An 11,618-nucleotide genomic window follows, 5' to 3' on the forward strand; every position below is an offset into this window, starting at 1 on the left:
GAAAAGTGTGAAGCGGTTTTCCGAAAAGATCATGCTCAAAACAACAACCTAAAGCGCGAGACGCGCTTTAGAGAAATCCCAATCGCTCGATGATGGCGATGATCCAGAACGCGCCCGCCATCAGGAGCGCAATACCGACCGCGGCCGAGCCCATGTCCTTGACCCGTCCGATCTGCTTGTCGTGATCCATGGTCAGGCGGTCGGCAAGCTTCTCGATCGCCGTATTGAGCAGCTCGACCACCAGCACGAACGCCACCGCGCAGATCAGCTCGACCGCGCGCATTGCGGTCGCGCCGACCAACCATGCAAGCGGCAGCGACAAGAGGAGCGCGACGATCTCCTCGCGGACCGCCTGCTCCGAGCGGAACGCAAAGGCCAGACCGTTACGGGAATTGATCGTGGCCTTCCAGATCCGCAGCAAGGTCTCAGAGCCCCGCTGCGACCGGCATCGGCCTGACCTTGCCGGCGCGTTCCTGCTTGAGCAGTTCTGCGACCAGGAACGCCATGTCGATGGATTGCTCGGCGTTGAGCCGGGGATCACAGACCGTGTGATAGCGGTCGTTGAGATCCTCGTCGGTGATCGCGCGGGCGCCGCCGAGGCACTCGGTGACGTCCTGGCCGGTCATCTCCAGATGCACGCCGCCCGCATGGGTGCCTTCCGCGGCGTGGATCGCGAAGAACGACTTCACCTCGGACAGGATGCGGTCGAACGGCCGCGTCTTGTAACCTGACGTCGAGGTGATGGTGTTGCCGTGCATAGGATCGCACGACCAGACCACCACTTTGCCCTCGCGCTTCACGGCGCGGATCATGTTCGGCAGGTGCTCGCCGATCTTGTCGGAGCCGAAGCGGCCGATCAGCGTCAGCCGGCCCGGCTCGTTGTCGGGATTGAGCACGTCGATCAGCTTCAGCAGCTCGTCAGGCTTGAGCGACGGGCCGCATTTGAGCCCGATCGGATTCTTGATGCCGCGGAAATATTCGATATGGCCGTGGTCGAGCTGGCGGGTGCGGTCACCGATCCAGATCATGTGGCCCGAGGTCGCGTACCAGTCGCCGGTGGTGGAATCGACGCGGGTCATGGCCTGCTCGTAGCCGAGCAGCAGGGCCTCGTGGCTGGTGTAGAAATCGGTGGCGCGCAGCTCGGGATGGGCCTCGAGATCGAGGCCGCAGGCGCGCATGAAGTTGAGCGCATCCGAGATGCGGTCGGCCAATTCCTTGTAGCGACGGGACTGCGGGCTGTCCTTGAGGAAGCCCAGCATCCACTGATGCACGCTGCCGAGATTGGCGTAGCCGCCGGTGGCGAACGCACGGAGCAGATTCAGCGTCGCGGCCGACTGGCGATAGGCCATCAGCTGGCGCTGCGGATCAGGGATTCGCGCTTGCTTGGTGAAGGCGATGTCGTTGACGATGTCGCCGCGATAGCTCGGCAGCTCGACACCGTCGATCTTCTCCATTGGCGAGGACCGGGGTTTTGCGAACTGGCCGGCGACGCGCCCGACCTTCACCACCGGGACGGCGCCGGCATAGGTCAGCACCACCGCCATCTGGAGCAGCACGCGAAAGAAGTCGCGGATATTGTTGGCGCCGTGCTCGGCAAAGCTCTCGGCGCAGTCGCCGCCCTGCAGCAGGAAGGCCTCTCCGGCCGCGACCCGCGCTAAGGCCTTCTTCAGATTGCGCGCCTCGCCCGCGAACACCAGCGGCGGAAAGGTCGCAAGCTGCGCCTCGACGTCGGCCAGGGCCTTGGCGTCGGGATAATCGGGCACCTGTAGCACCGGCTTGCTGCGCCAGGATTCGGGCGTCCACCGCTCGGACATCGCAATCTCTCCGTGAAGCAAAAAGCACAACCTGATCTGTGGGTTGCGAGGGTCGCCTTATACACAGGCTGACCACCGGCCGCCAGTTGTAAATCCGTCTGGCACTGCAAAGCCTTGCGGGGAAAGCCAAATTCGCATTTGCTGGGAAACGGCTCGGAAACTGGCAAGATACCTTCGGCCCATGGACGTGGCACTGGACGACGTTTTTATCGACGAGATCAGCTTCCCGGCGACCGACGGGTATGCGCTGAGCGGTACGCTATTCTTGCCGCGCGGCACCAAACGTCATGCCGTCTTGGTCAATTCGGCGACGGCCGTCCCGCGAAAAATCTATCGCGGCTTTGCCTCCTATCTCGCCCATCGCGGCTGCGCGGTCCTGACCTACGACTATCGCGGCATCGGCGACTCCCGGCTGCCGGCGATGGTCGGCTACAACCAGGCGAAATCGCTGGTCGGCTTCAAGGCCTCGATGTCGGACTGGGCCGCGCTCGACGTCACCGCCGCAGTGCACTGGATGCGCGAGCGCTACAACACCCTGCCCTTGGCCTATGTCGGGCACTCCTTTGGCGGCCAGGCGCTCGGGTTGCTCGCGAACAACACGGACATTTCGCGCGCCGCGTTCGTGGCCTCGCAGGCGGCGACCTGGCGGCTGATGACGTCGCCGGAAAAATACCGCGTCTTCGCCTTCATGAATTTTGTCGGCGTGCCGCTCGCCCACGCGCTCGGTTACGCGCCGGGCTGGGCTAGTATAGGTGAGGATTTGCCCAAGGGCGTCTTCCTGCAATGGGCCGAGTGGGTCTCGAGCCCCCGCTATCTCTTCGATTCAAAGCTGCCTGAGCTGGAGAATTTCGCCAAGTTCAAGGGCGAGCTGCGCACACTCTGCTTCTCCGACGATCCCTGGGCGACGCGGCCCGCGGTCGAGCTGCTTGCGAGCGGGTTCACCGCAATCAAGCCGGAGGTGCTCAACGTGAAGCCGTCCGACGTCGGCGCCAAGACGATTGGCCATTTCGGCTTCTTCCGCCCCGACCACCGCGACACATTGTGGCGCGGCCTCGCTGAATGGATCCAGGGAGAGTAGACGGCGCTTACCGGAGGATCGTGGCCAGCGACGAGTAGCGCTTGTTCGGCTTGGCCTCGCCCGGCGCGAATTGCGCAAACGCCTCGCTGACGCGGACGGCCGGCGGCGTATCGCCGGCGAAACGAAACTCCTTTGGCCGCGGCGCGTAGAAGCTGGCGCGGTAATAAGTGTCGTCGAAGCGTGCCTCGCCGACCCCGAACACTGCGTCGCACGCGAACAGGAGCGCATAGACTCCCGCGACCGCGACGACGACCTCCCTGAGAACTGACATGCTGATGCCCCACCCTGTTGCAGGCAGGATGCACGCCGGTTCCAAAGCCGGGGTTTAAGGCCGCACAGTTCTTGTCCGCAGGGTTTGCCGCCGCTGAGCGGAATGAAGACAATTTTATCGATCTCGAAAAAAGAGCCCGCCTGCACGGGTGGTCAGGCGGGCTCCAGGCTTGGCCGCTCGGGAGGTATCAGACGGCCAGATTCATCCAGACAGCCTTGGGCTCGGTGAAATTGTCGAGCGCGGCGGTGCCGTGCTCGCGGCCGAGGCCGGAGTCGCGCTCGCCGCCCCAGGGCAGGCGCACGTCGGTATAGCCATAGGTGTTCATCCAGACCGTACCCGCGCGCGCCCGCTTGGTGAAGCGCTGCAGCTTGCCGACGTCGCGGCTCCAGACTCCGGCGGCGAGGCTGTAAGCCGTGCCGTTGGCGATGCGCAAAGCGTCGGCCTCGTCTTTGAACTTGATGACGCTGACGACGGGTCCGAAGATCTCCTCCTGTGAGATCCGCATCTCGTGCGCGACATTCGCGAACACCGCGGGGCTGATGAAGTAGCCGCGATCGCCCACCTTCTCGCCACCGGTGACGAGGGTCGCGCCCTCCTTCCGGCCGATCTCGACATAGTCGAGGATCGACTTGATCTGCTTCTCTGAGATCACGGGACCGAGCGTCGTCTTGCGGTCGAGCGGGTCGCCGATCCTGAGCGACTTTGCGCGCGCCACCAGCCGCTCGACGACCTCGTCATAGGCCTTCTCCTGCACCAGCACGCGAGAGCCGGCCGAGCAGACCTGGCCGGCATTGAAGAAGATGCCGGAAGCCGCAGCTTTCGATGCGGCTTCGAGATCGGCATCGTCGAAAATGACGTTGGCCGACTTGCCGCCCAGCTCGAGCGAGACGCGCTTGAAGTTGCTTGCGGCGCCCTTCATGATTCCCCGGCCCACACCGGGAGAGCCGGTGAAGGTGACCTTGTCGACGTCAGGGTGATTGACCAGCGCGTCGCCGACGACGCGGCCGGGGCCAGTGACGACGTTGAAGACGCCCGCCGGCAGGCCGGCTTCGAGCGCGAGCTCGGCGATGCGCAGCGCCGACAGCGAGGTCAGCTCGGCCGGCTTCATCACGATGGTGCAGCCGCAGGCCAGCGCCGGCGCGAGCTTCCACATCCCGATCATCAGCGGGAAATTCCAGGGCACGATCGCGGCGACCACGCCGACCGGCTCGCGCACGGTGTAGGTCAGGGCATCATCGCGCACGGGCACGACGTCGCCGCTGATCTTGTCGGCCCAACCGGCGTAGTAGATCAGCGTGTCGACGGCGGCCGGAAAATCCTGCCGCGATGTCGCGGCGATCGGCTTGCCCGCATCGATCGACTCGAGTTCGATGATCTCCTCGGCGTGAGCCTTGAGCAGGTCTGCCCAGCGCAGCAGGATCTGGCCGCGCTCGGACGCCCGCATCGTGCGCCAGGAGCCTTCGAAAGCCCGGCGCGCGGCGGCGACCGCATACTCCACATCGGCCTCGTTGCCTTCGGCGACGACGGCGACGACCTGCCCGGTGGCCGGATTGAGCGATTTGAAGGTGCGCCCGGAGCTTGCGGCGACGCGGCGACCGTCGATCAGCAGATGCTGTGGCCGGGACATGAACTCGGTGGCCGGCGAGTGTGCAAAGTCATATGCAACAGACATCATATTCCTCCAGTTCTGGTATACCAGACTAGGCGCCCTTACGCGGGAGTAAATATGATATGAATTGCAAGTGGACGGTCCGCATATGAAGTACAGTTCATAAGGAAGCCCAATGCTTCAGATCGAGATCGAGGCCGTCTGGCGGTTTCGCCGCGAGGGCAATCCGCGCACCGCCATCGTCATGCTCGGCGTCCTGAACGAAATCCGGCGTACCGGGAAGATCACCAGCGCGGCCAAGGACGCGCACCTCTCCTATCGCCACGTCTGGAATCTGATCGAGCAATGGTCGGAGTTCTTCGGCACGCCGCTGGTGGAGACGCAGCGCGGCAAAGGCTCGAAGCTCACACCGTTCGGCGAGCGGCTGGTGTGGGCGGGCGAGCGCATGCAGGCCCGGCTCGGACCTCAGCTCGAGAATCTGGCGCAGGAATTGGCGAGCGAGATCAAGCCATTCCTCGAGCAGCGCCCGTCGGTGATCCGCGTTCATGCCAGCCACGGCTTTGCGGTCGCAAAACTGCGCGAATTCCTCGACCGCGAACCCGGCATCGGCGTCGATCTGCGCTATGTCAGCAACCAGCATTCGCTGGTCTCGCTGGCGCAGGGCGCCTGCGATCTCTCGGGCCTGCATCTGCCGCACGGCGCGCTGCGTGCCCAGGGCATCAAGGCTGCGCGCGAATGGCTCGATCCACGCGAGGATCGCATCATCAGCTTCGTCACACGCGAAATGGGATTGATGGTCGCGCGCGGCAATCCGCTACGCATCGCTTCGCTTGATGATCTCACCGGACCCAAAGTCCGCTTCGTCAACCGCGATCACGATTCCGGCACGCGGCTTCTGTTCGACCAACTGCTCGCGGCAAACGGCATCGACGAGAGCCGCATCAAAGGCGCGCAGCAGATCGAGTTCACCCACGCCGCCGTCGCGGCTTATGTCGCGAGCGGCATGGCGGATGCGAGTTTTGGCGTCGAGGCGGCTGCGCGCCATTTCGGCCTCGATTTCATCCGGCTCCTGACCGAGGATTATTTCTTCGTCTGCAAGCGCGCGTTCCTGGACACCGGACCGATGCAGCGCATCCTGGAGATCATCCGCAGCGCCGATTTTCGCGCGTCTGTCGCGACGCTACCCGGCTATGTGCCGTCGGACACGGGCACCGTCACCGGTGTGAAGGCGTTTCTGGAGATGCACGCCGTGCGATGATGAAGGATGCCGTCGCCTTGTCCGCGCCGGTCAGATCGCCGGCTCGTCCTTCAGCGCCGACAGGACCCGCTCGCCCTGCGCGGTCAGCCGGTACGTCACCAGCGGACGGCTCGACGGCGGCTTTCGCGAGAGCTCCACGATGTAGCCGCGCACCATCAGGGCTTCGAAGCTGCCGTAATAGCCGAACATGCTGATCTGGTTCTGCCTGAGCAGCTTGAACTCGCGCAAGAGACGGATCTCGTTGCCCGACAGCAGCGACCGGCGCACGCGCTGAACGAACCGCGCGCGCTGCTCGAACCAGGCCTGGTCCGGCAGTTCGTGCGAGGCCGGTGCCGGGGTCCGTTCGCAGGGACGCGCATCCTGCATAATCTCGACCGTCACCTGCGGCAGGCACGGCATGCTGCTGCCGACAACCGCGTCCTTCGCGACGTCGAGCAACGCGAGCGGCCAGCGCCGCTTGTTGTCCACCATGACCGGCGGTGGCACGACGCTGTCGCGCACCAGTTGCTCGAAGCGTCCGGCGGTCACGCCGACATAGGCCGCCGCGCGACGGCGATCGACCAGACGCGTATCCGGCGCGACCTCGCAAACAATGTTCTCGTCCACCCCGGATCCCCTGGCGCCTCGTTGCGCATGGCATGACGGTCCGGCGGGACCGGCCAAGCCGGGCGCGAACCTAAGTGGGAGGAGCGCGCTCGAAAAGCACAGAATTTCGTACATATTGATGCCGTTTCGGCAACAGCTATAGTCGGGCCAGGGGTCCCATGCGCTTTCACTCACCGGCTATCCAGTACTTCCACGCCGTCCGCCGCACCGGCTCGATCCGGGCCGCGGCGCGTTTGCTGAACGTTGCCTCGTCGGCCGTAAGCCGCCAGATTCTCAAGCTTGAACAAGAGGTTGGGTCACCGTTGTTCGAGCGCAATGCACGCGGCCTGACGCTGACGACGGTCGGCGAGATGTTGGCCCGGCACGTCATGAACGTGCTCCAGGACCTCGACCGCTTCCGCTCGGACGTCGCGTCCCTGTCCGGGACCTGGCACGGCACTGTCAGCATCGCCTGCATCGAGTCGCTCACGGAGTCGGTGCTGCCGGACCTGATCGCCTCCCATCGTGGCCGCGCCCGGCGCGTCAGCTTCACCACCGAGGTGAAGGGATCGTCGGATGTGCTGGAGGCCTTGAGCCGCGGCGAGGCCGACATTGGTATCGCCATGGCGCTGCGGCATCCGCCGGACCTGCGCCAGGTCGCCTTGAAACGGTTTCGCCTCGGCGCAATCGTGGCGGGCGATCATCCACTCGCGCGCGGCAAGACGGTCACGCTAACCCAATGTCTCGCCTTTCCCGTCATCCACGCACTGCCGGAGCTGTCGATCTACCATCTGCTCCAGCCGCTGATCGCACAGCTGTCCGAGACGCCGGAGCCGGCGATCCAGGCCAACTCGATCGACCTGATGCGCGAGCTCGCCGCGCGCGGCGTCGGCATCGCCTTCCAGACCCAGCTCGGCATCGACCGACTGTCGCGCGACAGCCGGCTCGTCTTCCTGCCGCTCGACAACGCCGGCAGTCCGGTGTGGTCAGATCTCGGCATCTACGTTCGCGCCGAGCGCACACTGCCCGCCTACACGGAATCCTTCCTCCAGGAGTTGGTGCGCGAATTGGCCGAGCGCGAGCGGCGCGAAAACGCGGCGCATCCGCAGATCGCCTGATCAAACAAAATCAACTTTCGATGCGCGTGGACGTGATCGCGCCGACAGTAGTTTTCCGGAATATGGCCGATGGCCGGCCATTGATACCCTCTTCAAACCTGCTCAACTTTGACGCCCCAAGGATTCCGAAATGCCGCTATGTCGGCTGAAGCCTTCGCGAATCCTCGGCATCGAGCGCTTCTCGGATTTCGCCGAGTTTCGCGCCAACGAGGTGCTCGGCCTCGGCATCAGCACGCCGCTCCGCCCGCGCGAATTCTCGCTGTCTCGCGCCATCCTGCCGCTCCAGGATGGGCTATTCGTGCTCCAGCGCTCCTTTGCGCGGCGGTTTGAGGCCGAGATCGGCACGGACAATGGTGTCGGCCTCGTTGTCCCCCTCGCGTTTCACTCCACCTCCAACGGCCGCGAGGTTGACAATTCAACGATTGCCGTGATGCGCGGAAAAGCCCCCGTCGACGCGATCGAGCATCATCCCAACACTTACCTGATGCTGCGCTTCAACTCGGACATGCGTCATCGCGGCTGGACGGATTTCGACACGGGCCTCGCATATGTTCGCGCGCCGGACCAACCGATGGCGCGATTGCGCGCCGCTATCCTGGAGATGTTCTCGCTCGCCTCGGCGTGCAACGATCCCCGGCAGTTCGAGGCGCTCAACCGCCCCATCCAGGAGACGCTGCTCGCCTGCCTCGACGACGCCATGGCGCCGGCCGGCGGGCTGACCGCGCGACGCGGATCGTTCGCCAAGCACCGCAAGCTGATCGCGCGCCTCGACGAAATGGTCATGTGGTCCGGCAGCAAGGCACTCTACAGTGACGACCTCGCCTCTGCGCTCGGCGTATCCGTGCGTACGCTCCAGACCGCCGCGCATGCGGTGCACGGCGTGAGCCTGCACCACTATCTGCGCCTCAAGCGGCTGTGGTCCGCCCGCATCCAGCTCGTGGTCGGAGGTGGCGGCATGAGCGTCAAGGCCGCGGCGCTCGGCAACGGCTTCTGGCATCTTGGTGAGTTCTCGCGCGGCTACAGATTGGCGTTCGGCGAGACGCCCTCCGAGACGCTGGCGCGAAGCCGACGTCCCTGAGCGCAGCCTTCGGTCTTTGAGCGGCCGTGTGTCACGTTCAGCCGTGACCGGCTCCCTTGCGCTGGCCGCTATCGCCGAGGCGGTCGACCCAGGCGATGCCGATCGCGGAGATGATGAAGGTCAGGTGGATCAGCACCTGCCACATCACGCCGCTCTCGGTGAAATTGCTCCGCGTCGTGCCGAGATTGCCGGCCTCGATGAAGGTCCTGAGCAGCGAGATCGAGGAGATGCCGATGATCGCCATCGCAAGCTTGATCTTGAGCACGCTGGCATTGACGTGGCTCAGCCATTCCGGCTCGTCCGGATGACCGCTGAGGTTCAGGCGCGAGACGAAGGTCTCGTAACCGCCAACGATCACCATCACCAGCAGGTTCGAGATCATCACGACGTCGATCAGCCCGAGCACGACGAGCATGATCTGCTGCTCGCTGGCGTCGAACGAGTGCACGACCAGGTGCCAGAGCTCCTTCAGAAACAGCAGCACATAGACGGCCTGCGCGACGATCAAGCCGACATAAAGCGGCACCTGCAGCCAGCGCGAGCCAAAGATGAGTTGGGCAAACGCGCCGATTTGCGGCGCCGGCACGGAAACCGCCGAAGGTGCTTTGGGTTCGGACGTCATTGATCACTCCGGATGATGGACAGGCACGTTGCCTCAGAGACTCGCGATCACAGGCGCGAGCTCGAGCGACCCGCGATAGATCATCTCGAAGGCGACGTAAACGATGATGGCGAGGCCGACATAGCCGATCCAGCGCTGCTTCTGGAGCACGCGGCCGAGCAAATCGGCGGCGACGCCCATCAGCGCGACCGACAACAACAGGCCGAAGGCGAGGATGTAGGGATGCTCGCGCGCAGCGCCCGCGACCGCGAGCACGTTGTCGAGCGACATCGACACGTCGGCGGCGACGATCTGCACGGCCGCCTGTCTGAAGGTCTTTTGGGAGGCAGGAGCAGCGCCGCTGCCGCCATGGCTGAACGCGAGCTCGTTCGCATGCGCGGACTGCTCGCGCAGCTCGCGCCACATCTTCCAGCACACCCAGAGCAGCAGCACGCCGCCGGCGAGCAACAGCCCGATCACTTGCAGAAGCTGGGTCGCGACGCCGGCAAAGACGATGCGCAGGGCGGTGGCGGCGATGATGCCGACGACGATGGCGCGCCGGCGCTGCTCGGCCGGCAGGCCGGCTGCGGCAAGGCCGATGACGACGGCATTGTCGCCGGCGAGCACGAGGTCGATCAGGACGACCTGAAGCAGCGCGGTTAGCGCTTCGGTGGTGATGAATTCGGTCATGATTGGTCATTTTTCGGTGCGGCAGGATCGAGCCATTGCGGCTTCTTCCGCTCGACCCAATCCAGAACCTTGCCGCGCGAGGATCGCAACGCGGGCACGTCTTCCGCGAGCAAAGCGAGGCCGAGCGGGAGCATCCAGATTCCGAGCACCGGCAGGAACGAGAGCACGCCCCCGACAATGAGCAGCGCGCCCGAGGGGATTCTCACCCAGCGGCTGGACGGCTTGAGCAGATAGGTGACGGTGTCACCCATACGCGGCGGCAGGCGACGGACGAGCTTGTCGAGGCGCGGGTCGCCGCCGGCCATCTGGCCGGTAGCGCCCGCAGTCCCTGTCTTATCTTCGTCCGAAACTACGCTCATGCTTACTCCTCGGCGGCGATGCGTTGTTCGGCCCGCACTGCACCCTGCGCCACCTGCTTTGCGCGGGGCAGCACCAGCGTCAGCAGGCGCAACAGCTTGATCGCCTGCACTTCGTGGGGATGCACGTCCTCGTCCGCGGCCGCGACGCGTTCCGACAGTTCCATCAAATGAGCCGACAGCGGCAGGTTCGAAACCGGGCGCAAATTGTCGATCACCACATTGGCGAAATCCGGCTCCTCAAGTCGTTCGGCAAGCTCGTCGAACATGGCGTAGAGCCGGTCCTCCGATATGTGCGGTGCAAGCTTGCGATCGCGGATGAACCGGACGACCTCGTCGCGTTCGACCGGCGAAACTTGCCGGTCGGCAACCGCAACCAGCGCGCCGACGATCACCAGCGCCACGGCAGCCTGCTCGTTCAGGCTGGACGGCTCGGTGATCTCGATTTCGATCGGATTTGAATGCTTGGCGTCAGACATCGTTGCTCCCTTATCTTGCGAAATGACCGCACGGAGCTGCGATGGGGACGATTGGGTCGGAGAGACTCTCAAGAAGGCCCGACGATCGGCCGATCCATCGCATTCGCGCGGGACAGGTCATCCGACATCACGAGGTTTGCCGACAGCGTCGGCGTCCTCGCCAGAGGGGCCCGGATTCTTGTTCCTTCCACACATAAAGATGGGGCTGTCGGAATCAAGGCGATGAGACTGCGACCAGCCGCCGCATCGGGTTCCCGTGTTACTCCACCCGCTCGAGAAGATGCGCCCGCGAGGGCGAGGGCTCGAACCTGTCGCCGAAATACTGCGTCTCGTGCGCCACTAGGCCGTCGCGGAATTCCATGATGCTCACGACGTAAGACGGCACCCCGTCATAGGTCAGCACGAATTCGCTCACCCAGAGATCGTTGCCGCCGACGATGCGCCGAACCGTGAAGCGCTTCTTGTTCGGTTGCACGAACCGGCTCTGCTGGATGTTGCTGCGACCGCGGATCCGCTCGCCGGATTGCGGATAGTCGAGCACCGCGTCCTCGCGATAGATGTCGTGCTCGGCCTCGAAATCGTTCGCGTCCGAAGCGTCCCAATGGCGCTGAAGCGCGGCCAGCTTGCCCTGATCATCCATCGCGATCTCCCGTTGTCCCGACTGCGTTTTCCTTTACGCCA

At 64.5% G+C, this 11,618-nt stretch carries 14 protein-coding genes; 4 read left to right on the forward strand and 10 right to left on the reverse strand.

The genetic code is table 11. From position 1 onward, the window contains the following. Window positions 1–67: 67 nt before the first annotated feature. Together AC0L20_RS02885 and AC0L20_RS02890 are read right to left on the reverse strand one after the other, a co-directional pair. On the reverse strand, window positions 68–421 hold the full coding sequence (locus AC0L20_RS02885; RefSeq protein ID WP_473287339.1) for a diacylglycerol kinase: 354 nt from the start codon (window positions 419–421) through the stop codon (window positions 68–70). 4 nt (window positions 422–425) lie between these two features. Next, window positions 426–1,814 (reverse strand): class II 3-deoxy-7-phosphoheptulonate synthase, encoded by a 1,389-nt coding sequence (locus AC0L20_RS02890; RefSeq protein ID WP_247297630.1) that lies wholly within the window; start codon window positions 1,812–1,814, stop codon window positions 426–428. Between the two features lie 181 nt (window positions 1,815–1,995). On the opposite strand from AC0L20_RS02890, the gene AC0L20_RS02895 reads away from it, so the two are divergent. Next, on the forward strand, window positions 1,996–2,892 hold the full coding sequence (locus tag AC0L20_RS02895) for an alpha/beta hydrolase family protein (protein ID WP_473287340.1): 897 nt from the start codon (window positions 1,996–1,998) through the stop codon (window positions 2,890–2,892). 7 nt (window positions 2,893–2,899) lie between these two features. Here AC0L20_RS02895 and AC0L20_RS02900 read toward each other — a convergent pair whose 3' ends face one another. After that, window positions 2,900–3,163: a hypothetical protein gene (locus AC0L20_RS02900; protein WP_473287341.1), complete on the reverse strand. Its 264-nt coding sequence runs from the start codon at window positions 3,161–3,163 to the stop codon at window positions 2,900–2,902. A gap of 187 nt (window positions 3,164–3,350) precedes the next feature. Next, a complete protein-coding gene (locus AC0L20_RS02905) occupies window positions 3,351–4,835 on the reverse strand; it encodes an aldehyde dehydrogenase family protein (RefSeq protein WP_473287342.1) in 1,485 nt (494 codons plus the stop codon). 112 nt (window positions 4,836–4,947) lie between these two features. Between AC0L20_RS02905 and AC0L20_RS02910 the strand changes: the two genes are divergently transcribed. Next, entirely contained in the window at window positions 4,948–6,030 is a 1,083-nt protein-coding gene (locus AC0L20_RS02910) for a substrate-binding domain-containing protein (protein ID WP_473287343.1), read from the forward strand. Window positions 6,031–6,060: 30 nt separating this feature from the next. Here the strand turns inward: AC0L20_RS02910 and AC0L20_RS02915 are convergent, their stop codons facing one another. Further along, window positions 6,061–6,636 carry a hypothetical protein gene (locus AC0L20_RS02915; RefSeq protein WP_473287344.1) on the reverse strand — a complete coding sequence of 192 codons (576 nt, stop codon included), beginning with the start codon at window positions 6,634–6,636 and terminating at the stop codon, window positions 6,061–6,063. A gap of 158 nt (window positions 6,637–6,794) precedes the next feature. Here AC0L20_RS02915 and AC0L20_RS02920 point away from each other — a divergent pair, with 158 nt between their 5' ends. Together AC0L20_RS02920 and AC0L20_RS02925 are read left to right on the forward strand one after the other, a co-directional pair. Further along, entirely contained in the window at window positions 6,795–7,733 is a 939-nt protein-coding gene (locus AC0L20_RS02920) for a LysR family transcriptional regulator (RefSeq protein ID WP_473287345.1), read from the forward strand. A gap of 130 nt (window positions 7,734–7,863) precedes the next feature. Beyond that, window positions 7,864–8,811, forward strand: coding sequence for a helix-turn-helix domain-containing protein (locus AC0L20_RS02925; RefSeq protein ID WP_473287346.1), 948 nt, complete (start codon window positions 7,864–7,866; stop codon window positions 8,809–8,811). Between the two features lie 37 nt (window positions 8,812–8,848). Here the strand turns inward: AC0L20_RS02925 and AC0L20_RS02930 are convergent, their stop codons facing one another. The 5 genes from AC0L20_RS02930 to AC0L20_RS02950 form a co-directional block, all read right to left on the reverse strand. Beyond that, entirely contained in the window at window positions 8,849–9,433 is a 585-nt protein-coding gene (locus AC0L20_RS02930) for a TIGR00645 family protein (RefSeq protein ID WP_027517271.1), read from the reverse strand. Window positions 9,434–9,466: 33 nt separating this feature from the next. Further along, window positions 9,467–10,102: a TerC family protein gene (locus tag AC0L20_RS02935; RefSeq protein WP_473287347.1), complete on the reverse strand. Its 636-nt coding sequence runs from the start codon at window positions 10,100–10,102 to the stop codon at window positions 9,467–9,469. Next, window positions 10,099–10,461, reverse strand: coding sequence for a hypothetical protein (locus tag AC0L20_RS02940; RefSeq protein ID WP_027569423.1), 363 nt, complete (start codon window positions 10,459–10,461; stop codon window positions 10,099–10,101). Before AC0L20_RS02940 ends, AC0L20_RS02935 begins: the two co-directional genes overlap by 4 nt. A gap of 2 nt (window positions 10,462–10,463) precedes the next feature. Next, window positions 10,464–10,937, reverse strand: a complete 474-nt coding sequence (locus tag AC0L20_RS02945) for a tellurite resistance TerB family protein (RefSeq protein WP_473287348.1) — start codon at window positions 10,935–10,937, stop codon at window positions 10,464–10,466. Between the two features lie 259 nt (window positions 10,938–11,196). Next, complete coding sequence (locus tag AC0L20_RS02950; RefSeq protein WP_473287349.1) at window positions 11,197–11,577, reverse strand: nuclear transport factor 2 family protein; 381 nt, start codon at window positions 11,575–11,577, stop codon at window positions 11,197–11,199. Window positions 11,578–11,618: the final 41 nt, after the last annotated feature.

Source organism: Bradyrhizobium sp. Kon58 (assembly GCF_055807455.1).